17 protein-coding genes and 1 pseudogene are annotated in these 22,306 nt (G+C 71.6%); 9 read left to right on the plus strand and 9 right to left on the minus strand.

Features of this window, described 5'->3' with window-relative positions; translation table 11 throughout:
• The first annotated feature begins 5 nt into the window (after positions 1-5).
• From efeB to PJ985_RS01205, 4 genes are all read left to right on the plus strand, one after another.
• The gene (efeB, locus tag PJ985_RS01190) at positions 6-1,265 is read left to right on the plus strand and encodes an iron uptake transporter deferrochelatase/peroxidase subunit (protein ID WP_271681570.1); all 1,260 of its coding nucleotides are present in this window, start codon (positions 6-8) and stop codon (positions 1,263-1,265) included.
• A 60-nt stretch (positions 1,266-1,325) separates the two neighbouring features.
• On the plus strand, positions 1,326-2,267 hold the full coding sequence (pheA, locus tag PJ985_RS01195; protein ID WP_271681571.1) for a prephenate dehydratase: 942 nt from the start codon (positions 1,326-1,328) through the stop codon (positions 2,265-2,267).
• 441 nt (positions 2,268-2,708) lie between these two features.
• The gene (gene serS / locus PJ985_RS01200) at positions 2,709-3,998 is read left to right on the plus strand and encodes a serine--tRNA ligase (RefSeq protein WP_271681572.1); all 1,290 of its coding nucleotides are present in this window, start codon (positions 2,709-2,711) and stop codon (positions 3,996-3,998) included.
• Positions 3,995-4,822 carry an HAD family hydrolase gene (locus PJ985_RS01205; protein WP_271681573.1) on the plus strand — a complete coding sequence of 276 codons (828 nt, stop codon included), beginning with the start codon at positions 3,995-3,997 and terminating at the stop codon, positions 4,820-4,822. The genes serS and PJ985_RS01205 overlap by 4 nt, the downstream gene beginning before the upstream one ends.
• A 60-nt stretch (positions 4,823-4,882) precedes the next feature.
• Here the strand turns inward: PJ985_RS01205 and PJ985_RS01210 are convergent, their stop codons facing one another.
• The 6 genes and pseudogenes from PJ985_RS01210 to PJ985_RS01235 form a co-directional block, all read right to left on the minus strand.
• Positions 4,883-5,605 carry an ABC transporter permease subunit gene (locus PJ985_RS01210; protein ID WP_271681574.1) on the minus strand — a complete coding sequence of 241 codons (723 nt, stop codon included), beginning with the start codon at positions 5,603-5,605 and terminating at the stop codon, positions 4,883-4,885.
• A gap of 24 nt (positions 5,606-5,629) precedes the next feature.
• Positions 5,630-6,481: pseudogene (locus PJ985_RS01215) on the minus strand (ABC transporter ATP-binding protein); the annotation flags it as partial.
• Positions 6,482-6,549: 68 nt separating this feature from the next.
• The gene (locus tag PJ985_RS01220) at positions 6,550-7,461 is read right to left on the minus strand and encodes an ABC transporter permease (protein WP_271681576.1); all 912 of its coding nucleotides are present in this window, start codon (positions 7,459-7,461) and stop codon (positions 6,550-6,552) included.
• Positions 7,451-8,434, minus strand: a complete 984-nt coding sequence (locus PJ985_RS01225) for an ABC transporter ATP-binding protein (RefSeq protein ID WP_271681577.1) — start codon at positions 8,432-8,434, stop codon at positions 7,451-7,453. The genes PJ985_RS01220 and PJ985_RS01225 overlap by 11 nt, the downstream gene beginning before the upstream one ends.
• Positions 8,435-8,567: 133 nt before the next feature.
• Entirely contained in the window at positions 8,568-9,146 is a 579-nt protein-coding gene (gene pspAB, locus PJ985_RS01230; protein ID WP_271681578.1) for a PspA-associated protein PspAB, read from the minus strand.
• Positions 9,147-9,208: 62 nt separating this feature from the next.
• A complete protein-coding gene (locus PJ985_RS01235; protein WP_271681579.1) occupies positions 9,209-10,138 on the minus strand; it encodes an LLM class flavin-dependent oxidoreductase in 930 nt (309 codons plus the stop codon).
• Between the two features lie 167 nt (positions 10,139-10,305).
• Between PJ985_RS01235 and PJ985_RS01240 the strand changes: the two genes are divergently transcribed.
• A complete protein-coding gene (locus tag PJ985_RS01240) occupies positions 10,306-11,151 on the plus strand; it encodes a Cof-type HAD-IIB family hydrolase (RefSeq protein ID WP_271681580.1) in 846 nt (281 codons plus the stop codon).
• A 57-nt stretch (positions 11,152-11,208) separates the two neighbouring features.
• Here the strand turns inward: PJ985_RS01240 and PJ985_RS01245 are convergent, their stop codons facing one another.
• From PJ985_RS01245 to PJ985_RS01255, 3 genes are all read right to left on the minus strand, one after another.
• On the minus strand, positions 11,209-12,045 hold the full coding sequence (locus PJ985_RS01245) for a hypothetical protein (protein WP_271681581.1): 837 nt from the start codon (positions 12,043-12,045) through the stop codon (positions 11,209-11,211).
• A 250-nt stretch (positions 12,046-12,295) separates the two neighbouring features.
• Entirely contained in the window at positions 12,296-13,240 is a 945-nt protein-coding gene (locus PJ985_RS01250; protein ID WP_271681582.1) for a metallophosphoesterase, read from the minus strand.
• Between the two features lie 173 nt (positions 13,241-13,413).
• Positions 13,414-14,529: a LacI family DNA-binding transcriptional regulator gene (locus tag PJ985_RS01255; protein ID WP_271681583.1), complete on the minus strand. Its 1,116-nt coding sequence runs from the start codon at positions 14,527-14,529 to the stop codon at positions 13,414-13,416.
• A gap of 314 nt (positions 14,530-14,843) precedes the next feature.
• Here PJ985_RS01255 and hisC point away from each other — a divergent pair, with 314 nt between their 5' ends.
• From hisC to cydD, 4 genes are all read left to right on the plus strand, one after another.
• Positions 14,844-15,935 (plus strand): histidinol-phosphate transaminase, encoded by a 1,092-nt coding sequence (hisC, locus tag PJ985_RS01260; protein WP_271681584.1) that lies wholly within the window; start codon positions 14,844-14,846, stop codon positions 15,933-15,935.
• 290 nt (positions 15,936-16,225) lie between these two features.
• Positions 16,226-17,737, plus strand: coding sequence for a cytochrome ubiquinol oxidase subunit I (locus tag PJ985_RS01265; RefSeq protein ID WP_271682054.1), 1,512 nt, complete (start codon positions 16,226-16,228; stop codon positions 17,735-17,737).
• 39 nt (positions 17,738-17,776) lie between these two features.
• Positions 17,777-18,820 carry a cytochrome d ubiquinol oxidase subunit II gene (gene cydB, locus PJ985_RS01270; RefSeq protein WP_271681585.1) on the plus strand — a complete coding sequence of 348 codons (1,044 nt, stop codon included), beginning with the start codon at positions 17,777-17,779 and terminating at the stop codon, positions 18,818-18,820.
• A gap of 3 nt (positions 18,821-18,823) precedes the next feature.
• Entirely contained in the window at positions 18,824-22,306 is a 3,483-nt protein-coding gene (gene cydD, locus PJ985_RS01275; protein WP_271681586.1) for a thiol reductant ABC exporter subunit CydD, read from the plus strand.

The following is a 22,306-nucleotide window of genomic DNA, read 5'->3' on the forward strand; positions in this document are numbered from 1 at the left end:
ACACCATGCCCGACCAGCATCCTCCGTCCCGCACACCGCCGTCACCGATCAGCCGCCGGCGGCTGCTGACCACCGCCGGGGCGGCCGGGGCGGCCGGCGCCGTTCTCGGCGGTGCGGGCGGTGCCCTCGTCCGCCCCGGCGGTACCGGGGACGGACCTCCGCCACTGACCACCGTGGGCACCACCGCCGTGCCGTTCCACGGCCCGCACCAGGCCGGCATCACCACTCCGATGCAGACGCACGGTCACCTGGTGGCCTTCGACCTCGCCCCCGGCGCGGGCCGCAAGGAGGCCGCCGCCCTGCTGCGCCGGTGGTCCCGGTGCGCCGGTGAGCTGATGGCGGGCGAGAGTCCGGCGGACGACACCGGCGTCGCCCTGGACGCCGGGCCGTCCTCGCTCACCGTGACCTTCGGCTTCGGGTACAGCTTCTTCGACGCCACCGGGCTCAGCCACGCCCGGCCCGACGCACTCGCACCACTGCCCGCCTTCTCCGCCGACGCCCTGGACCCGCGGCGCTCCGACGGCGATCTGTGGGTCCAGATCGGCTCCGACGACGCGCTGGTCGCCTTTCACGCGCTGCGGACCCTCCAGCGGGAGGCCGGGACGGCCGCCGGTGTCCGGTGGCAGATGACCGGCTTCAACCGGTCGCCGGGCGCCACCCGCCGGCCCATGACCACCCGCAACCTGATGGGCCAGGTGGACGGCACCAGCAACCCCCGGCCGACGGACGACGACTTCGCCGAACGGGTGTTCGTATCTGCCGACGGTGGCCCCGGCTGGATGGCCGGCGGCTCCTACGCCGTCGTCCGGCGCATCCGGATGCTGCTGGACGACTGGGAGGACCTGCCGCCCGCGCAGCAGGAACGGATCATCGGCCGCCGCAAGGCCGACGGCGCCCCGCTCACCGGTGGTGACGAGGAGACCCCGGTGGACCTGGACGCCCGGACCGACGCCGGTGACCCGGTCATCGCGCCGAACGCCCACTCCCGGGTGTCCGCCCCGGAGACGAACGGTGGCGCGGCGATGCTGCGGCGGCCGTTCTCGTACCACGACGGATTCCGGGAGGACGGCACCCCGGACGCCGGACTGCTGTTCATCTGCTGGCAGGCCGACCCGCGGCGCGCCTTCGTGCCGGTGCAGCGGAAGCTGGACCGCGGCGACGCGCTGTCGCCGTTCATCCGGCACGAGGCCGGTGCGCTGTTCGCCGTGCCGGGCGGAGCCGAGGAGGACGGGTACGTCGGCCGGGCCCTGCTGGAGGGCCCGTGAGCAGCCGTCCGCCTCGTGAGACGACGCCCCGTCACCTGTCGGCCGGGCTACCGTAGCGGCATGACAGCCAGCCGCTACACCTACCTCGGTCCCGAGGGCACCTTCACCGAAGCCGCGCTGCGCACCCTGCCGGAAGCGGCCACCCGGGAGCTGGTTCCCAGGATCTCGGTGCCCGCCGCGCTGGACCCGGTCCGCAACGGTGAGGCGGGCGGCGCGCTGGTCCCGATCGAGAACTCGGTGGAGGGAGGGGTCTCCGCCACCGTCGACGAGCTCTCCTCCGGCAGGCCGCTGATGATCTACCGCGAGGTACTGCTGCCGATCGCCTTCGCGCTGCTGGTGCGGCCGGGCACCCCGCTCGACAGCATCAAGACGGTCACCGGCCACCCGGTGGCGCAGCCGCAGGTCCGGGGCTGGCTGGCACAGCACCTGCCGGACGCCCAGTGGGAATCGGCGGCGTCCAACGCGGACGGGGCACGGCAGGTGCAGGAGGGCCGGTTCGACGCGGCGTTCGCCGGGGAGTTCGCGGCCGCGACGTACGACCTGGAACCGCTGGTCACCGACATCCACGACGCCCCGAACGCGACCACCCGGTTCGTACTGGTGGGACGGCCGGCCCGGCCCGCGGCCCCGACCGGTGCCGACAAGACGTCCGTGGTGCTGTGGCTGCGCGCGGACCACCCCGGTGCGCTGCTGGAGCTGCTGCAGGAGTTCGCGACCTGCGGGGTCAATCTGGTGCGCATCGAGTCCCGGCCGACCGGCGAGGGTCTGGGCCGTTACTGCTTCCAGGTGGACTGCGAGGGACACATCTCCGACCGGCGGGTCGGGGAGGCATTGATGGGGCTCAAGCGGCTGTGCGCTGAGGTACGGTTTCTGGGTTCCTATCCGCGGGCGGACCAGGTGCCGCCAACGGTGCAGCCGGGCACGTCGGACAACGACTTCCTGCAGGCCGCGGACTGGCTGATGCGCTGCCTGGACGGCCGGACGAGCGGCCCCGGCGCCTGAGGCGGCCGATCGTCAGGAGTTATCCACAGGTCACCCCGGGTGGCTGTGTATAAGTTGTCGAACTCATCGGACATAAAGGACATGTGCGACGGAGTGCTTTCCTTGCTGCACACCCCCCCGGATGGCGTCGCGTCACATCAATTCCGGCCATGAACGCTTTGGGGTGAGGCAATTCACCCCGAAAGGGCGCAAGCTTCCCTCGCGAATGGCTATTGCCACGCCGTTCCACCCGGGTGCGCGACCCACTTCCCCGCCATCCACACCATGTGGGGACAGCCTGTGGAAAACCCTGTGGATACCTGCCCCACCAGCGACTTAGCCCAATTCACCTTCCCGACAAACGAGACATAGTGTTGCACTTTGTTTATCCGCCGGGCGGGTTGCGCGGCCGGAGCCGTGCCTTCCACCCGCCGGGCCCCTGCGTCCCGGTAGCCTGGTGGGGTGATTGACCTTCGCCTGCTCCGTGAGGACCCCGACCGTGTCCGCGCCTCCCAGCGTGCCCGAGGCGAGGACGTCGACCTCGTCGACGCGCTGCTCTCCGCGGACGAGCGGCGCCGCGCCTCCAGTATCCGTTTCGACGAACTGCGCTCCGAGCAGAAGCAACTCGGCAAGCGGATTCCCAAGGCGCAGGGGGCGGAGAAGGCAGAGCTGCTGAAAAGGACGGGCGAACTCTCGGCAGCGGTGAAAGCCGCCGATGCCGAGCAGGACGACGCCGCAGCGGAAACACAGCAGTTGCTTCTCCGCCTGAGCAATCCGGTGCATCCCGAGGTTCCGGTGGGCGGCGAGGAGGACTTCACCGTCCGCGAGACGCTCGGCGAGCGGCGCGACTTCGACGCGGAGGGCTTCGAGCCGAAGGACCACCTGGAGCTCGGCCAGCTCCTCGGCGCCATCGATGTCGAGCGCGGCGCCAAGGTCTCCGGTTCGCGGTTCTACTACCTGACCGGCATCGGCGCACTGCTGGAGCTCGCCCTCGTCAACGCGGCGATCGCACAGGCGGCCGAAGCCGGGTTCGTCCCCATGCTCACCCCCGCGCTGGTGAAGCCACGCGCCATGGAGGGCACGGGCTTTCTCGGCCAGGCCGCGGAGAACGTCTACCACCTGGAGAAGGACGACTACTACCTGGTCGGCACCTCCGAGGTGCCGCTCGCCGCCTACCACATGGACGAGATTCTGGACGCCGGCTCGCTGCCCCTGCGGTATGCGGGCTTCTCGCCCTGCTTCCGCCGCGAGGCCGGCTCGTACGGCAAGGACACCCGGGGCATCTTCCGCGTCCACCAGTTCGACAAGGTCGAGATGTTCTGCTTCGTCGACCCGGCGGACGCGGAGGCCGAGCACCTGCGGCTGCTGGAGTGGGAGAAGCAGTGGCTGAGCGGACTGGAGCTGCCGTACCGCGTCATCGACGTGGCCACCGGTGACCTGGGCGCCTCCGCCTCCCGCAAGTTCGACTGCGAGGCGTGGATCCCCACCCAGGGCAAGTACCGCGAGCTGACCTCCGCCTCGAACTGCGACTCCTTCCAGGCGCGGCGGCTCCAGATCCGCATGCGGGAGAGCGGTGACGGCAAGAGCCGGGTGCGTCCGCTGGCCACCCTGAACGGCACCCTGTGCGCCGTGCCGAGGACCATCGTCGCGCTCCTGGAGAACCACCAGCAGGCCGACGGGTCGGTACGGGTGCCGGAGCTGCTGCGGCCCTACCTCGGCGGCCGTGAGCTGCTGGAGCCGGCCGCGCGGTGAGCGCCGCACCCCCCTTCCCGTACCGGCTGGTCGCCACGGACCTCGACGGCACCCTGCTCCGCAGCGACGGCAGCGTCTCGCCCCGGACCCGCGAGGCGCTCGTCGCCAGCCAGGCCGCGGGCGCCGCGCACCTGGTGGTCACCGGACGGGGAGTCTCCTGGACCCGCCACATCCTGGACGACCTCGGATACACCGGCCTGGCCGTCTGCGGGCAGGGCGCGCAGGTCTACCACGCGGGAGAGCACCGGCTGATGACCTCGGTGACCCTGGACCGGCCCACCGCGCGGCGTGCCGTGCAGCAGCTCGAGGAACACCTCGGGCCGCTGTGGCTGGCCGTCGGGCAGGACGGCCTGGAGGGCGCCGTGCTGGTCGATCCCGACGGCTTCCCGGTCCCGGACCCGGACAGCGGCAACCCGCTGCAGGTGGTGCCCTTCACCGACCGCGAGGAGCTGTGGGCGAAGCCGGTCAGCAAAATCTACCTCCGGCACCCCTCGCTGGACGACGACGAGCTGACCCGCGCCGCGCGGGCCCTGGTGAACGGGTCGGTCGGGGTCGTCATGGCCGGCCCCGGCACGGTGGAGCTGCTGCCGCTGGGCCTGACCAAGGCCACCGGGCTGTCGCTGGCCGCCCGCCGGCTCGCGGTGAAGCCGCACGAGGCGATCGCGTTCGGGGACATGCCGAACGACATCCCGATGTTCGCCTGGGCCTCGTACGGCGTCGCCATGGCCAACGCCCACGAGGAGCTGCTCGCGGTGGCCGACGAGACCACCACCGGCTGCGACCACGACGGCATCGCGGAAGTGCTGGAACGCCTGCTCGTCTAGCCGGCCGACGCCCCCCGGGTTCCCCGCGCGGGCCGGTTCCGCGCGGGCCGGGGCGGACCGTTACTCCTCTCCCGCGAGGGTGAGACTGCGCAGCCGCTGTCCCGCGTACCAGGTGGCCGCCACCGTCACCACCGTGAGCAGGATGAGCGCCGTCGGCAGCGCCACGTCCGAGGAGACGTGCATGCCGGGGGCGGCGATCCGCTCGGCGACTGCCACCCCCCAGTGCTGGATGCTGAGGGTGCGGGCACCGGGCACCAGGCTCCCGAACAGGGTCTCCCAGATCAGCGCGTAGACCAGACCGAAGACGACCGCGTTGCGGGAGATGGTGCCCAGCAGCAGGAAGACCGCGCTGTAGGCGACGGAGGCGGCAGCGGCGGCGACCGCGAAGGCGACCGCGATCTGCCCGCTGTTTCCGTTGAGGATCCAGCCGGCCAGCAGGGTCGGGACCGCGCTGAAGGTGGTGGTGACGCCGATCGCGACGAGCAGCTTGGTGAGAACAATGGTGTGCCGCTTCACCGGCTTGGCCGTCAGGTAGACGAACGAGCCGTCGTCGATCTCCGGGCCGATGGCGCCGGTGCCGGCGACCACCCCGATCAACGGGACCATCGCCGCCAGCGCGAAGCCGGCCAGGATTTCGGCGGCTGCCCGGTCGTCCGGGCCTGCCAGGGCCCGCACCAGAACGGCGATGAGCAGCAGGAGGGCGGGCAGCGCGAGCAGCAGGAGGGCGCGGCGCCGGCCGAGCAGAGCCCGGACGGTGAGCCGGGCGATCGTGTGGTGATACATCGCTAAAGGCTCCTTATGCGCTGGTTACGCGCTGACCAGATAGGAGAAGACGCTCTCCAGGGACTCGTCGGAGGGCGAGACCGTGAGGAGCCGGATGTTGCGGGCGCGGGCGAGCAGTGGCAGTTGTTCGGCGAACCGCTGGAAGTCGGTGGCCTCCACGCGCAGGGCGTGCTCGGCCGCGTCCAGCTCGACCCCACTGGTGCTCGGATCGGCGATGAGGGCCGAGGCGAGCGCGCGGTCGTCGCTGGAACGGATGAGGTAGCGGTGCGGCCGGTCGGTCATGAGCCTGCGGATCCGGCGGAAGTCGCCGGAGGCGGCGTGCCGGCCGGCGACGATGACCTCGATGTGGGAGGCGAGCTGCTCGACCTCCTCCAGGATGTGGGAGGAGAACAGCACGGTGCGTCCCTCCTCGCCCATCCGCTGCAGCAGCTCCATGAGGTGCATGCGCTGGCGGGGGTCCATGCCGTTGAACGGCTCGTCGAGCAGCAGCACGGCCGGCTCGTGGACGAGCGCGGAGGCCATTTTGACGCGCTGCCGCATGCCCTTGCTGTAGGTGGCGATGCGGCGGTCCGCGGCGTACTCCATCGCGACGGTTGCCAGCGCCGCGCGCGCCGCCCGGCCGGGGTCCGGCAGACCGTGCAGCTCCGCGTTGGCCACCACGAACTCCTCACCGGTGAGGAAGTCGTACATGCCTTCCCGCTCGGGGACGAGGCCGACGCTGCGGTAGATGCTCTCGTTCTGCCAGATCGGGGCGCCGTCGAGGGTGACGCTGCCCGAGGAGGGTGCCAGGAAGCCGCTCATCATGTGAATGAGGGTGGACTTGCCGGCGCCGTTCGGGCCGAGCAGCCCGGTGACGCCGGGGCCGATGGTCATGCTGATGTCGTTGACGGCGACGACGTTCCCGAACCAGCGGGAGGTGTTCTCGATACGGATCGTGGCCACGGTCAGATACCAGCCTTCCGGTAACGGCGCAGGAGCAGCAGGACGCTGAGTGCGGTGAGGCCGACGATGACGAGGACATAGACCGGGGCCTCGGCGCCGGTCAGCAGGTAGCCGTCGGGGAATTCGGACGTACCGCCGAGGAAGTACTGCTGGAATCCGTCCATCAGGGTGCCGGGGGAGCCGAGGCCGAGCCATCCGACGGCGTCGGTGGCTCCCTGACTCACCGAGACGCCCTGCACCGCGGTGACGGCGAAGTACGGAATCGTCAGCACCGCGATGATGGCGGCGACCCCGAAGCCGCGGCGCGGGGTGAGCGAGGCGATGAGCAGGGCTATCGCGGCGTGCAGCACGGAGAACACCACTGCCCCGGCCACCCCTTGGGCGAAGCCCCGGGTCTGGTCGGTGAAACTCAGCTCGCCCAGCAGCGCGCCGGCGTACATGAGCAGCAGCGGTGCGCCGATGAACAGCAGCAGGGCGCCGATCAGTGCGCCGAGCTTGGCCAGGACGTAGTCGACGCGCTCGAGGGGGCGGGAGAAGTAGAGCGGGATGGTGTGGAAGCGCAGGTCGAGGGAGACCAGCTGGGGAGCGGTCAGCGCCAGGTACAGGCCGAGGATCGGCTGCATGAACAGCGCGTAGGAGGTGTACGCGAAAGGCAGTTCGTCCATCCCGACGGTGATCGCGATGGCGACCATCACAATGGCCGGCAGGCACATGACGGCGAACAGGGCGAACGGCAGCACTTTGGACTTCGCGGAGCGGCCGATGCCGTACGCGCCGCGCAGCGAGTGCACGAACAGCGAGCGCCGGGCGTAGGGGCGGCCGAGCCGCTCGCCGTCGTAGTGCCGGTACCCGATGTTGTGGATCCGGGCGTCGGCGCGCGGGGTGTCGGCCGGTGTGGTGGGTTCAGGCGACATCGCTGCGGCCCCCTTCCTGCTGGTGCGTCGCGTCCGGTGCCCGGCCGGGTGCCTGCTCCTCGTCCTGGAACACCTCGGCGATGCGGTGCCGTCGCTGTTCCATGCGGACCAGGCCGAGGCCCAGGCCCGCGACGGCGTCCCGGACGGTGTCGTAGGTGCCGTCGTCGGTCACCTCGACCAGCAGGGTGTGGCCGCCCTGCGGCACCGCGGCGAGCCCGCTGCCCTCGAGGGCGGCACGCAGGGCGTGCGTGCCGTCGGGGTGCGCGTCGGTGTCGGTGACCTCCACCGCCAGGGAGGCGGTGGCCTGGGTGAACCCGGCGATCGATTCGGAGCGCAGCAGCCGTCCGCCGTCGATGACGACGATGTGGTCGCTGGTGCGCTCCAGCTCTCCGAGCAGATGGGAGGTCACCAGCACCGAGATCCCGAAGTCGGCGTGGATGCGCCGGATCAGCGCGAGCATGTCGTCCCGGCCAGCGGGGTCCAGGCCGTTGGTCGGCTCGTCGAGCAGCACCAGTTGCGGGTCGTGCACCAGGGCCTGGGCGAGCTTGACCCGCTGTTTCATGCCGGTGGAGTAGCCGCCCATGGCCCGGTAGCGCTCTTCGTAGAGCCCGACGTGGCGCAGGGTGTCCGCGGTGCGCTCCCGGGCGGACGAGCGCGGAAGCCCGGACATCCTGGCCATGTGGACGACGAACTCGGTGGCCGAGACGTCCGGCGGCAGGCAGTCGTGCTCGGGCATGTAGCCGACCTGCTCGCGGATCGCGGCCCCCTCGCGGGCGGCGTCCTTGCCGAGTACGGTGGCGCTGCCCTCGGTGGCGGGGGCGAGCCCGAGCAGAAGTTTGATGAGGGTGGATTTTCCGGCTCCGTTGGCGCCCACCAGGCCGGTCACACCCGGTCCGATGTCCACCGTCAGCCGGTCGAGGGCGGTCACCCGTGGGTACCGCTTGCTGAGGCCTTCGGTCGCGATGACTGTCACGCTTCCGACGCTAGCGGCCGGCCGGACCGCTCACGTCAGCCCACGGTCCTGGTGAACCCTCGTCCCGAAGTCGGACACTCCCCGTAAGGGGAGGACGAGCGCTGCCCCGTCCTTCTTCGGGTGCCGGCCGGTCTCACAGGCCGGGGGCGGGCCGGACTGCGGTCCAGCGGGTCAGATCCGTCTCGATGGGCAGCTGCTCACCCAGGACCTCGGCCACGTGGTGTTCCAGCCGGTTGTCGCGGCTGTCCTCACCCTCGGGGGCGAACGGATAGAAGGTTCCGTACCGGTACAGGTGCACCAGGGCCAGCGATCGCCCGTCGGGGTGGCGGAAGGTCAGCGAAGCATGGAGCAGCTGCGGAGCGTAACCGCCTTCCTGCAGTTGCTCCATGGCCGCGCGCAGGTCGCTCACAAGCTGGGAGACCTCCTCGGGCCTGCGGTGCACGAGGACCCAGATCCCGCCGTGGTCGTCCTCGCTGAGCTCGGCGGGCGGGACCCCGACATGCCTGTCGGGGTGCAGGAGCGACTCCAGGTGTTCCTGGATGCGCGTGAAGGTGCCGCCTTCCGTGGTCGCGACACACACCGCTCCCGCACCGGTGGGGGCGAAGCCGGTCGCGGTCTCCAGCTCCCGGGCGGCCGGAGTGAGCGCGGAGAGCCGGTCGAGGCCGGGGCTCACCGGCCTTCTGCGGCCGAGCAGGGCGTCGAGAAAACTCATGGCAGCTCCTCCAGTCGTGCGGTGGCTGTCCCTTCCAGCGTAAGCAGGCAGTGACGGGATCGTCAGTGCCGGACGGTGAGCTGGGCGAGTCCCTCGGTGGCGATGCGCTCGAAGACACCGAGGTCCGCGGCGAAGAGCGAGTCCGGAATGGGCCAGTGCAGCACCAGCTCGGTGATGCCCAGCTCGGCGCAGGTGCCGGCGAAGTCGACGAAGGCGTCCAGGGATTCCAGCGGGCGGTGCGGGGTGAAGCCGGTGAGCAGCACCTTGCCGAGGTCGGCGGGGTCGCGTCCGGCCTCGGTGCAGGTGGCCGCCAGCCGGTCCAGCTGCTGCTCGAGTCCGGCCCATGCCTCCCCGGGCGTGCCTTCCTGAGTGGCAGGGTCCCCGGTGGTGACCCACGACTGGCCGTGCCACGCGGCCAGCCGCATCCCGCGCGGTCCGTTGGCGGCTACGGCGAAGGGCAGCCGGGGGCGCTGGACACAGCCGGGCACGTTGCGCACCTCGTGCGCCGAGTAGTGGTCGCCCCGGTAGGAGAAGCCGCCCGGCCCGTCCTCACGGAGCAGGCGGGCGAGCAGCGGGAGGAACTCGGCGAGGCGGTCGGCCCGCTCTCCCGGGGTCCAGGCGTCGTGCCCCAGAGCGGTGGCGTCGAAGCCCGAGCCTCCGGCGCCGATTCCCAGGGTGATCCGTCCGCCGGAGATGTCGTCGAGTGTGATGAGCTCCTTGGCCAGGGTCACCGGGTGCCGGAAGTTCGGCGAGGTGACCAGGGTGCCGAGTCGCAGCTGTCCGGTGACGGCGGCGGCGGCGGTCAGGGTGGGCATCGCGGCGAACCACGGTCCGTCGCGGAAGCTCCGCCACGACAGGTGGTCGTAGGTGTACGCGGTGTGGAAGCCCAGCTCCTCCGCCCGCTGCCAGACGTCCCGGCCGCCTTTGGCCCAGGGACGGACGGGCAGGATCGCGGTGGACAGCCGGAGTGGGCAGGGAGGGGAATCAGCCATGCGCCGAGCCTACGGCGAGGCCGTCCGTGCCCGGGCCCGCACTCCCCCAGCAGGCATCCGAGGCCGGGTTCCGCCCACTGCGGGTCATGGCCGGTCCTCTCCGAGTGACTCGTTTGCGCACACCCCCGCACACATGTGCGGGCATATGCGCCAAGATGGCGCTTGTGATGTACACCCATCCCCCGAAGCCCGCCCATCCCCCGGAACCCGTCCGGCCCAGGCTGATCGCCACCGACCTCGACGGCACCCTGCTGCGGGACGACAAGACTGTTTCCGACCGTACCGTCGCCGCTCTCGACGCGGCCGAACGGGCAGGTGTGGAAGTCGTCTTCGTGACCGGCCGCCCGGCCCGCTGGTTGCGGCCCCTCGGCGCGTACGTCTCCGGCCGCGGCCTCGCCATCTGCGCCAACGGGGCGGCCGTCGTGGACCTGCACCGGGAACGGGAGATCGTCACCTGCTACCCGATGGCCAGCGAGAACGCGCTCGCCGCGGTGACCGCCCTGCGCCGGACGGTCCCCGACGTGAGCTTCGCCGTCGAACGCACCACCGGCATCCACTACGACCCGCACTATCCGCCCTTCCACCTCGACCCGGCGGCGGTCGTCGCCCCGGTGGAGAAGCTCCTCGGGGTCTCCTTCGAGGACCAGCCGATCCTGAAGCTGCTCGCCCACCACACCGCGCTCGACCCCGACGGCTTCCTCACCCTCGCCCGCGAGACCGCGGGGGCGCACGGCGCTTTCACCCGCTCCGGCCCGAGCGCCCTGCTGGAGGTCAGCTGCGCCGGCGTGAGCAAGGCCAGCACCCTGGCTCTGCACTGCGCGGAGCTCGGTATCCGGGCCGAGGAGGTCGTCGCCTTCGGGGACATGCCCAACGACCTGGAGATGCTCAGCTGGGCCGGCACCTCTTACGCCATGGCCAACGCTCATCCGGCCGTTCACGCGGCCGCCGCCCGGCACACCGCGTCCAACGAGGAGGACGGCGTGGCCGTCGTCATCGAAGCGCTGCTGGCCTGAGCGCCGGAATCCGCGAGCGGCGGCGCCCGCGTCAGCGGCCCGCGCCGTCAGCCCGCGTCAGCTGCCCGCATCGGAGTCGTGGTCGGAGGATGTCCCGAACTTCGGGCTGGAGAAACGGGGATGGCTGTAGCGCGGCCCGCTGCCCGCATCACCCCGCCCTTCGCTCGGGCTGCTGAAGTTCGGGCTGGAGAAGCTCAGCCGGGGAGTCCGGCCCTCCCGGGACCGCTGCCCCGGCGGAAGCTCCGGCAGATCCGTCCCCGGCCCGCCCGAGGCCAGCGCTTCCCGGAGAAACGGCGCGATACCGCGCTCCAGCAGCGCCCGCCGCCACTCATGACGCGCCCGCTGCAACTCCTCCGGTGAGCTCCCGCTGTCCCGCGCCGCCCCTCCGACCGGGATCTGGGTGGCACGGTTGCGCAGCGCGGTGACCCACAGCTCCACTCCCCCCACCAGCATGCCGACGGCCATCAGCACCGCGAAGACCCACCCCGCGGTCCGCATCGGCTCCGCGATGGCCGGCTCCGTCTCGGCCAGCCGCAGCCCGTAGCCGAACGCCAGGAAGAGGGCAGCGGCGACCCCGGCCAGCACCGGCAGCAGCACGGACACCACCGCCACCAGCCCGGCCCCGGCCCGGCCGTCCGGCACCTGCTGTTCCGTCCCGCCCCCACCGGGCATGCGCGACCGTTCGCGCAGCAGCACGAACCGGCGGTACTCGTCCTCCGCGCTGCCCGCGATCAGCGGGAGGGCGTCGAGGGCGTTCGCGCGCAGCTCCTCGGCGTCGAACCGCGCCCCGGCAGGGACCAGTCGCGGGTCCCGCCGGGCCGCGCGCAACGCTTCATCGAGGACTCGCTCGAACTCGGGGCGATCCTCTTGCGACAGATACTCAGCACTGTTCATGTGCGTCCCCAGATGCTCCGAAGGGCCGTGAATGCCGACCGAACGGCCGGGGTGAACGGAGAGCCCACGGGCACGACCGATAGTAGAGCGCGCGCACTGCTCTGTGACAGAGCACGGCAGCATAATCTCCGCTCGCAGCGTGCCGGGCCCCCTCACGCCGCCGGCACACTCTTTTCCCCGAAACCTACTCCCTCTGTGGTCACCTTGCCCGGTAATTGGCGGGACACACTCGCGTCACGCGGAAGGATTGTCAGGAACCCAGCGGCAACCGGGCCACCAACAGCTTTCCGGCCATGGTGACTCCGCCGTCCATGGCGATCGCCAGATCGTCCGCGTACAGATGCGGGCCGCGCACCCGCACCGGCGCGTCCGCACCGTCCGGCCCTGCGTCGTCGCTGTCCCCGACTCCCTCGCCGGTGAGATACGGGATGGGGCTGTGGCCGTGCACGACGCGCGAGCCGCCGTACCGGCCCAGCAGTTCCCGGACGGCCTGCGGTCCCGACTCGTCGCGGAACGCGAAGCGCTTGGTGAACTTCCGGAACAGCTCCCAGGTTTCGGCGGCGTCACTGCGCTGCAAGGCCTGGCTGATCGCCTCGTTGACGTCGTCCACCGTGTCGCCGTAGTCCAGGTAGGCGGTCGTGTCGGAGTGCAGGAGCAGGTGGTCGTCGGCCACGGCCATCGAGTCCAGCCGGGCCATCCACTGGAGGTGATGATCCTTCAGCCGCTCCATGTCACTGGACTGCCCGCCGTTGAGCATCCAGGCCGCCTGGAAGGAAGCCGTGCCGGCGCCGGACTCCACAGGTGCGTCCCCGAACCGGTGCGCGCCCAGCAGGAGCAGCTCGTGGTTGCCGAGCAGAGCCTTGCAGTACCCGCCCACGGCTGCGGCCTCGGCGCTCAGCCGCATCACCAGGTCGAGCACCCCCACCCCGTCGGGACCGCGGTCGGTGAAATCGCCGAGGAACCACAGCCGGGTGTTTCCCGCGGCCCAGCGGTCCTCCTTGTCGGTGAGGCCGGCCTCACGCAAGGCCTCACGCAACTCGTCGAGATAACCGTGCACATCGCCGGCCACGTAGAGCGGCCCCGGTCCCTTGACCACCGGGAGATCGGGCACCGTCGGCGTGTAGCCGTCCGGCACGGGACCGCCCGCCTGCCCGCCCTGCCATGCGTCGGGTCCCTCGCCGGCCCCCTGAGTCATCGACCCCTCCACCACTACGCGCCGCCTTCACCTGCGGGACCCCGCCGGTGAGGCCGGTCCCGGTACCGTTCGCCCATCATAGGAACGCCGGGGCCCGACTGTGCCGCACCCGGGGGTGCCGGATGTCAGTGGCGTCCGGCGGGGTATCCGTTGTGAGGCGATTCTGCCGGAAACTACCGGTCAACAGCAGGGGGTTTGCGTGGCGCGTTGACCCTGGTCCGACGAATCCGGCGGTGCGACGACGTCCGGACGATCAGCTCGGTCGGCATGACCTGCCGGACCTGCTCCCGTCCGGCAGCGCCCTCGATGGCGTCGATCAGTAACTGGATCACCGTGGTACCGATCCGGGCCGGCTTGAGGGAGAGCGTGGTGATGGGCGGCTCGGTGCCCGCGTACACGGTCGACTCGCTGCAGCAGATCAGCAGCAGATCCTCCGGTACCCGCAGCGCGTAACGACGCGCCGCGGCGAGCAGGTCGGTGCCGTTGGGGTCGTAGAGCCCGTACACCGCGTCGGGCCGGTCCGGCCGGGCCAGCAGACGGTCGGCGGCGACGGCTCCGGCACAGGGATCATGGGCCGGATACGCCTCGTAGACGGGCTCCTGGCCGGTCCGCTCGCACCAGCTCAGGTAGGCCGAGGTGGAGAGCCGGGTGTAGGTGTCCGTGCCGGTGCCGGTCAGCAGGCCGATCCGGCGGGCGCCGGAATCGGCCAGATGGTCCAGCAGGTCCAGGACCGCCGCCTCGTGATCGTTGTCGACCCAGCCGGTGACGGGGAGACTGCCGGCCGGGCGGCCGTCGGAGACCACCGGAATGCCCCGCCGGACAAGATCGGTGACGACCGGATCGTGGTCGGAGGGGTCGACCACGATCGTGCCGTCCAGGGCCACGTTCGACCAGACGTCGAAATCGTGGTGCTGCGAGGTGGCGGGCAGGATCACCAAGGCATATCCGCGGGCCAGCGCGGCGGACGTGGCCGCCCGGGCCATCTCGGCGAAATAGGCGAATTCCGTGAAGGTGAAGGGTTCCTGCCCGTAGGTGGTGACCGTGAGCCCGATCAGCCCGGACTTGCCCGTCCGCAGCGTCCGGGCCGCAGCCGAGGGCCGGTACCCGAGCCGGTCGGCAACCGAGCGGACGTGGTGACGGGTGGCGTCGGGCAGCCGGCCCTTACCGTTGAGCGCGTCGGAGACAGTCGTGATGGACACACCGGCCGCCGCGGCGACGTCCCGGATGCCCGCGCGTCCGCCCGGGCGGCGGCCGGTCTCCCGGCTCGCCTGATGCTTCGCTGCTGTCATGGCGACCTGATGGTAGGCCCGGCAGCTCCCCCGCACGGAACCCGCCGAAGGGTGGGGCGGAGTGACGTTTCTGCAAGATCAACTACAGGGCGCGGCCTGGGAAGCGAAGGCTGGAGAGGACATCTCGCGCGGTCATGGTGATCATGGAGCGAACACCTGGGCGCACAGCCTTAGGTTTCAACATGGTCTCACTCACCCGTTCAGGGATGGCGCGCCATGCGCTCGCCACCGGCGCACTCCGCCAGTACTGCGCCGAGAAGGCCCCTCTGCGCCGGGGATACGCCCGGACGTGCTTTCCTCCTAGAGTGTGGAGGATGTGCACTCCGACGTTCTCCGAGGGCCCGAGGCTGCGCCCCGCGCTCGACGGCATCCCCACCTACAAGCCGGGCCGCCCCGCCGCACCCGGCGCGGTGACGTACAAGCTGTCGTCCAACGAAAACCCCTACCCGCCGCTGCCCGGAGTCATGGAAGCCGCGGTGCGGGCCGCCGGCTCCTTCAACCGTTACCCCGACATGGCGTGCACCGGCCTCCTGGCCGCACTCGCGGAGCACTTCGGGGTGCCCGTGTCCCACCTCGCGACCGGCACCGGCTCGGTCGGCGTGGCCCAGCAGCTCCTCCAGGCCACCGCGGGCCCCGGGGACGAGGTGATCTACGCCTGGCGGTCCTTCGAGGCATACCCGATCATCACCCAGGTCTCCGGCGCCACGTCCGTGCAGGTACCGCTGACCGCCGGGGAGGAGCACGACCTTGACGCGATGGCCGAGGCCGTCACCGAGCGCACCCGGCTCATCTTCGTCTGCAACCCCAACAACCCCACCGGCACCGCGATCCGCCGGGCCGACCTGGAGCGCTTCCTGGACCGGGTCCCGGCCGATGTGCTGGTCGTACTCGACGAGGCCTACCGGGAGTTCGTCCGCGACGAGGACGTGACGGACGGGCTCGCCCTCTACCGCAGCCGCCCCAACCTGTGCGTGCTGCGCACCTTCTCCAAGGCGTACGGCCTGGCCGGGCTGCGAGTCGGCTTCGCAGTGGCGCAGGAGCCGGTGGCCGCCGCGCTCCGTAAGACGGCGGTGCCGTTCGGCGTGAGCCAGATCGCCCAGGACGCGGCCGTCGCCTCCCTGCGGGCGGAACCGGAGCTGCTGGATCGGGTCGCGACGCTCGTCGCCGAGCGCGGCCGGGTGCACGGTGAGCTGACCGCGCAGGGCTGGACCGTGCCCCCCACGCAGGCGAACTTCGTATGGCTGCGGCTGGGGGAGGCCACGGTCGCCTTCGCGGCGGCGTGTGACGCGGCGGGGGTCGTGGTCCGGCCGTTCCCCGGTGAGGGTGTGCGCGTGACGATCGGTGAGCGCGAGGCCAATGACCTGTTCCTGAAGGCGGCGGCGGACTTCCGGGCCACGGTGCGCTGATCCCCGCGCCGCACGGACGGCGCGGTCCCGGCCACCTGCGGGGAGGCCCTGGCCCGGGGGCCCCGGCCAGGGCCTCCCCGCAGGTGGCGCACGTGCCGGGCCCCGCGCAATGTGGCGGAGTTCATGCGCCCCGGAGGGGGGTGGGGGCTGACTCCGGCGGAGGGTGTGGTTCATACTGCTGCTTGTGAACGTATTCACATTCACAAGCGGCATGCTCTCGGTGACATTCCGTGCGTGGACGTGGGTCCGGAGCTGGACACGGCACTGGAGAGAGGAACGCCCCCGTGGGTCTGGAACTGGCGCTGGCCGACGAGACACTGGCGCGCTGGCAATTCGGCATCACCACCGTCTACCACTTCCTCTTCGTCCCGCTGACGATCGCACTCGCCTCCCTGGTGGCCGGGCTGCAGACCGCCTGGGTACGCACCGGCAAGGACAAGTACCTCCAGGCCACGAAGTTCTGGGGAAAGCTCTTCCTGATCAACATCGCCCTCGGCGTGGTCACCGGCATCCTGCAGGAGTTCCAGTTCGGCATGAACTGGTCGGACTACTCGCGGTTCGTGGGTGACGTCTTCGGAGCACCGCTCGCCTTCGAGGCGCTCATCGCGTTCTTCTTCGAGTCCACCTTCATCGGGCTGTGGATCTTCGGCTGGGACAAGCTCCCGAAAAAGATCCACCTGGCCACCATCTGGATGGTCGCGATCGGCACCATCCTGTCCGCGTACTTCATCCTCGCCGCCAACTCCTGGATGCAGCACCCGGTCGGCTACACGATCAACGAGGAGAACGGGCGGGCCGAGCTGACCGACTTCATGCTGGTGCTCACCCAGAACACCGCGGTCGCCCAGTTCTTCCACACCATCACCGCGGCCTTCCTGGCCGGCGGCGCCTTCATGGTCGGCATCGCCGCGTACCACCTCATGCGGCGCCGGCACATCGCGGTGATGCGCACCTCACTGCGGCTCGGGCTGGTCACCATGGTCGCCGGAGGAGCGCTGACGGCCGTCAGCGGGGATTGGCTCGCGAAGATCATGTACGACCAGCAGCCCATGAAGATGGCCGCCGCCGAGGCACTGTGGGACACGCAGGGCCCGGCTCCCTTCTCCCTCTTCGCCATCGGCGATGTCGACGAGGGCCGCAACGTGGTGGCCGTCGAGGTGCCGGGGCTGCTGTCCTTCCTGGCCCACGACAACTTCTCCGACCCGGTGCCCGGCATCAACGACACCAACGAAGCCATGCAGGAGCTGTACGGGCCCGGCGACTACCGGCCCAACATCCCGCTCGCCTACTGGAGCTTCCGCTGGATGATCGGCTTCGGCATGGTGTCGCTGGCTCTCGGGGCCGCCGGGCTGTGGCTCACCCGCCGGCGGCGATGGATCGCCGAGGAGCTGCGCACCGGGGAGGAGGAGGTGCCCCGCCTGGCGCTCACCTCCCACCGGGAGCTCGGACCCACGCTCAGCAACTGGTACTGGAAGCTCGCCGTGCTCACCATCGGCTTCCCGCTCGTGGCCAGCGCCTGGGGCTGGATCTTCACCGAGACCGGCCGCCAGCCCTGGGTCGTCTACGGCGTCCTGCCCACCTCGGCCGGGGTGTCCCCCAGCGTCTCGCAGGGCGAGGTCATCGCCTCCATGACTCTCTACACCCTGCTGTACGCGGCCCTCGCCGTGATCGAGGTCAAGCTGCTCGTGAAGTACGTCAAGGCCGGCCCTCCGGAACTCACCGACGCGGACCGCAACCCGCCGACGCGGATCGGCGGCCACGACAGCGACAACCCGGACCGCCCCATGGCCTTCTCGTACTGAGCCGACGGCTCCCCCGACTCGGATTGACGGAGACACGCGATGGAACTCACCACGGTCTGGTTCATCCTCATCGGCGTCCTGTGGACCGGCTACTTCTTCCTCGAGGGCTTCGACTTCGGGGTCGGGGTGCTCACGAAGACGCTCGCCCGCAACCGCAAGGAACGCCGGGTCCTGATCAACACCATCGGGCCCGTCTGGGACGGGAACGAGGTCTGGCTGCTCACCGCGGGCGGCGCCACCTTCGCGGCCTTCCCCGAGTGGTACGCCACCCTCTTCTCCGGCTTCTACCTGCCGCTGCTGCTCATCCTGCTCTGCCTCATCGTGCGCGGCGTGGCCTTCGAGTACCGCGCCAAGCGCCCCGAGGAGCACTGGCAGCGCAACTGGGAACACGCCATCTTCTGGTGCTCGGTACTGCCCGCCTTCCTCTGGGGCGTCGCCTTCGCCAACATCGTCCGCGGAGTGCCGATCGACGCCGACAAGGAGTTCGTGGGCAACGTCTTCGACCTGCTGAACCCGTACGCCCTGCTCGGTGGTGCGGTCACCCTGCTGCTCTTCACCTTCCACGGCGCCGTGTTCGTGGCCCTGAAGACGGTCGGTGACATCCGCCTGCGGGCACGTCGCGCAGCCACCGGGCTCGGCCTGACGACCGCCGTGCTCGCCGTGCTGTTCCTGCTGTGGACCCAGACGAATCACGGCAACGCGAGCACCCTCGCCGCCATGACCGTCGCCGCCACCGCCCTGCTCGGCGCCCTCCGGGCCAACCAGTCGGGGCGGGAGGGCTGGTCGTTCACCCTCTCCGGCCTCACGATCGTGGCCACGGTCACGATGCTGTTCCTGGCGCTGTTCCCGGACGTCATGCCGTCCTCGCTCAGCGCCGACTGGAACCTCACCGTCGAGAACGCCGCCGCCACGCCCTACACCCTGGGGATCATGACCTGGGTCGCCGCGATCGCCACCCCGGTCGTCCTGCTCTACCAGGGCTGGACCTACTGGGTCTTCCGGAAGCGGATCGGCACCCAGCACCTCTCCGAGGACCACCCCGCACCCGAAGGCCCGGCCGCCGAGCCGGCCCCCACCCCCTGAGCCATGAAGCCCGTCGACCCCCGCCTGCTGCGGCACGCCCGTGCCACCCGCGGCTTCCTGGCCGCCTCGGTGACGCTGGGCCTGGCCGGCGCCGTCCTGATCATCGCCCAGGCGGTGCTCCTCGCCGACCTCGTGGTCGGCGCCTTCCAGCAGGGTGCCGACGCCGGCGACCTGACCGGTCCCCTGCTCTGGCTGGCCGCGACCGCGGCCGGCCGGGCCCTGATCTCCTGGCTCACCGAACTCGCCGCCCACCGGGCGAGCGCCTCCGTCAAGTCCGAGCTGCGCACCCGGCTCCTCACCCACGCCACCCGGCTGACCCCGCACCGGGCCTCCCACCTGACCGACCTGCGCACCGGTGAGCTCACCACCCTGGCAACCCGCGGAGTGGACGCACTGGACGGGTACTTCGCGCGCTACCTCCCCCAGCTGGGCCTGGCCGTCGTCGTCCCGGTCGCCGTGCTGGCCAAGATCCTCACCGAGGACTGGATCTCCGCCCTCACCATCATCGTCACCCTGCCGCTCATCCCCGTGTTCATGATCCTCATCGGCTGGGCCACCCAGGCACACATGGACCGGCAGTGGAAACAACTGTCCCGGCTCTCCGGCCACTTCCTGGACGTGGTCGCCGGGCTGCCCACCCTCAAGGTCTTCGGCCGGGCCAAGGCGCAGGCCGACAACATCCGCGCCATCACCTCCGACTACCGGCGCAGCACTCTCCGCACGCTCCGCCTCGCCTTCCTCTCCTCCTTCGCTCTGGAGCTGCTGGCCACCATCTCGGTGGCGCTCGTCGCGGTCGGCATCGGCATGCGGCTGGTGCACGGCGAACTCGACCTGCACACCGGTCTCGTCGTCCTCATCCTGGCCCCGGAGGCGTACCTGCCGCTGCGCCAGGTGGGAGCGCAGTACCACGCCGCCGCCGAAGGGCTGTCCGCGGCCGACGAGGTCTTCACCGTGCTGGAGACCGAACCCCCGGCCCGCGGAACCCACCCCGCCCCGGACGCCCGCAGCGCACCCCTGGTCCTCGACCGGCTGGTCGTCCGGCACGCCGGCCGCGACACCGATTCGCTGCCCGAGACGACCCTGACGATCCGCCCCGGCGAGACGGTCGCCCTCACCGGGCCGTCCGGGGCGGGCAAGACCACGCTGCTGAACGCCCTGCTGGGCTTCGCCGAGCCGACGTCCGGCCGAATCCTGCTGGGCGGCCGGGAGCTCGCGGAGATCGACCCGGCGAGCTGGCACGCGCAGATCGCCTGGGTCCCCCAGCACCCCCAGCTGTTCGCCGGCACCATCGCCGACAACGTCCGGCTGGCCCGTCCCGACGCCGATGACGCCGCCGTCGCCGCCGCGCTGCGCGACGCGGCGGCCGGAGACCTGGATCCCGGCCGGCAACTCGGTGAGGCCGGCGCCGGCCTCTCGGCCGGCCAGCGCCAGCGGGTCGCGCTGGCCCGCGCCGTCCTGGCCGACCGTCCCGTCCTCCTTCTCGACGAGCCGACGGCCGCGCTGGACTCCACCACGGAGGCCGCCGTCCTGGCCTCCCTCCAGCGGCTGGCCGCCGACCGCACCGTCATCCTCATCACCCACCGCCCGGCCCTTCTCCCGCTCACCACCACCACCCACCAGCTCTCCCTCCCCGCCACCCCCCGGGCCGCTGCCGCACCCCCTCCCGCGCGGGCCGGTGACCCCGGCCCCGGTGCGGAGGCACCAGGGCAGGGAGGAGGAGGGGAAACGCCCTCCTCCTCCCTGCCCCCCGGGCCCACCCCCACCACCACGCTCAACCGCCGCCCCGGCACACGGCTCGCCCTCGCCGCCGCCCTCGGCACCGCCGCCGTGCTGTCCACCATCGGCCTGATGGCCGTCTCCGGCTGGCTGATCTCCCGCGCCTCGGAGCAGCCTCCGATCCTGTACCTGATGGTTGCCGTGACGCTGACCCGGGCCTTCGGCATCGGCCGGGCCGTCTTCCGCTACGCGGAGCGCCTCGTCAGCCATGACGCGGTGCTGCGGATCCTGGCGGATCTCCGGGTCACCGCGTACCGGCGCCTGGAACGGCTGGCTCCGGCCGGGCTGCGCGGCGCCCGGCGAGGTGATCTGCTGTCCCGGGTGGTCACCGATGTCGACGCCCTCCAGGACCACTTTCTGCGCTGGCTGCTGCCGGCCACGGTGGCGGGCTGCGCTTCGGTTGCCGCGGTCGCGTTCACCGGCCGGCTTCTGCCCGCCGCGGGCGCCGCGCTCGCCGCCGGGCTGCTGGCCGCGGGGATCGGGGTGCCGGCGCTGACCGGCGCGGTCGCCCGCCGGACCGAGCGGCAGCTGGCCCCGGCCCGGGGCGCGCTCGCGACCCGGACCGTCGACCTGCTGACCGGTACTCCCGAGCTGACGGTGGCGGGGGCGCTGCCGGCCCGGCTGCGGGAGGTGCGAGCGGCGGATGCGGCGCTGACGGGGATCGCGGCCCGTTCGGCCGCCGCCACGGCGCTCGGCAGCGGGCTGACCGTGCTGGCCGCGGGGCTGACCGTGACGGCGGCCGCGTGGTCCGGAGTGGGGGCGGTGCACGACGGCCGGCTGGACGGCGTCTGGCTCGCCACCGTCGTGCTGCTGTCCGTCGCGGCGTTCGAGGCCGTGGCGGGTCTGCCCCTGGCGGTGCAGTACCGCCAGCGCACCCGGCGGGCGGCCGAACGGGTGCAGGAGGTGCTGGACGCCCCGGACCCGGTCCGGGAGCCGGAGCTGCCCGCGCCCGCGCCTCCGTCCCCGCTGCCGCTCAGGGTGCGAGGGCTGACCGCCCGCCACGCGGGACAGCCGGAGCCGGCGCTGCGGGGGATCGATCTGGACCTCACGGCCGGCCGCCGGGTCGCGGTGGTCGGGCCGTCCGGTTCCGGCAAGACGACGCTGGCGCACTGCCTGCTGCGCTTTCTGGACCCCGAGGCCGGGACGTACACCCTCGGCGGGACACCGGCCACCGCCCTTGACGGCGACACGGTCCGGCGCGCCGTCGGACTGTGCGCTCAGGACGCGCACCTCTTCGACAGCTCGCTGCGGGAGAACCTGCGGCTGGCGCGGACCTCGGCGACGGACGGGCAGCTGCACGCCGCTCTGGCCGCCGCCCGGCTGACGGCGTGGGTGGACTCCCTGCCGGAGGGCCTGGACACGCCGGTCGGTGAGCACGGTGCCCGGCTGTCCGGCGGGCAGCGGCAGCGGCTGGCGCTGGCCCGCGCGCTGCTGGCGGATTTCCCGGTGCTGGTCCTGGACGAGCCGGCCGAGCACCTGGACCTGGCCACGGCGGACGCGCTGACCGCGGACCTGCTGGCGGTGACGGAAGGGCGCACGACGGTGCTGATCACCCACCGGCTCGCCGGACTGGAGGCCGTCGACGAGGTCCTGGTGCTGGACGGCGGCCGGCCGGTGCAGCAGGGCTCGTACCAGGAGCTGGCCGCGGCGGAGGGGCCGTTCCGGGGGATGCTGGAACGCGAGGCGGCCGGGTTCGTCCCGGCACCATGA

It is taken from the genome of Streptomyces sp. ACA25 (assembly GCF_028200735.1).
Taxonomy (GTDB): Bacteria; Actinomycetota; Actinomycetes; order Streptomycetales; family Streptomycetaceae; genus Streptomyces.

What these genes read in the sequence shown, in the direction of transcription:
- pheA (WP_271681571.1), top strand. Translation starts at nt 1,326, where the DNA reads ATGACAGCCAGCCGCTACACCTACCTCGGTCCCGAGGGCACCTTCACC.
- PJ985_RS01235 (WP_271681579.1), bottom strand. Translation starts at nt 10,138, where the DNA reads ATGGCTGATTCCCCTCCCTGCCCACTCCGGCTGTCCACCGCGATCCTG.
- cydB (WP_271681585.1), top strand. Translation starts at nt 17,777, where the DNA reads ATGGAACTCACCACGGTCTGGTTCATCCTCATCGGCGTCCTGTGGACC.
- cydD (WP_271681586.1), top strand. Translation starts at nt 18,824, where the DNA reads ATGAAGCCCGTCGACCCCCGCCTGCTGCGGCACGCCCGTGCCACCCGC.
- PJ985_RS01240 (WP_271681580.1), top strand. Translation starts at nt 10,306, where the DNA reads ATGTACACCCATCCCCCGAAGCCCGCCCATCCCCCGGAACCCGTCCGG.
- PJ985_RS01220 (WP_271681576.1), bottom strand. Translation starts at nt 7,461, where the DNA reads ATGTCGCCTGAACCCACCACACCGGCCGACACCCCGCGCGCCGACGCC.
- PJ985_RS01255 (WP_271681583.1), bottom strand. Translation starts at nt 14,529, where the DNA reads ATGACAGCAGCGAAGCATCAGGCGAGCCGGGAGACCGGCCGCCGCCCG.
- efeB (WP_271681570.1), top strand. Translation starts at nt 6, where the DNA reads ATGCCCGACCAGCATCCTCCGTCCCGCACACCGCCGTCACCGATCAGC.
- hisC (WP_271681584.1), top strand. Translation starts at nt 14,844, where the DNA reads ATGTGCACTCCGACGTTCTCCGAGGGCCCGAGGCTGCGCCCCGCGCTC.
- PJ985_RS01210 (WP_271681574.1), bottom strand. Translation starts at nt 5,605, where the DNA reads ATGTATCACCACACGATCGCCCGGCTCACCGTCCGGGCTCTGCTCGGC.
- pspAB (WP_271681578.1), bottom strand. Translation starts at nt 9,146, where the DNA reads ATGAGTTTTCTCGACGCCCTGCTCGGCCGCAGAAGGCCGGTGAGCCCC.
- PJ985_RS01245 (WP_271681581.1), bottom strand. Translation starts at nt 12,045, where the DNA reads ATGAACAGTGCTGAGTATCTGTCGCAAGAGGATCGCCCCGAGTTCGAG.
- PJ985_RS01250 (WP_271681582.1), bottom strand. Translation starts at nt 13,240, where the DNA reads ATGACTCAGGGGGCCGGCGAGGGACCCGACGCATGGCAGGGCGGGCAG.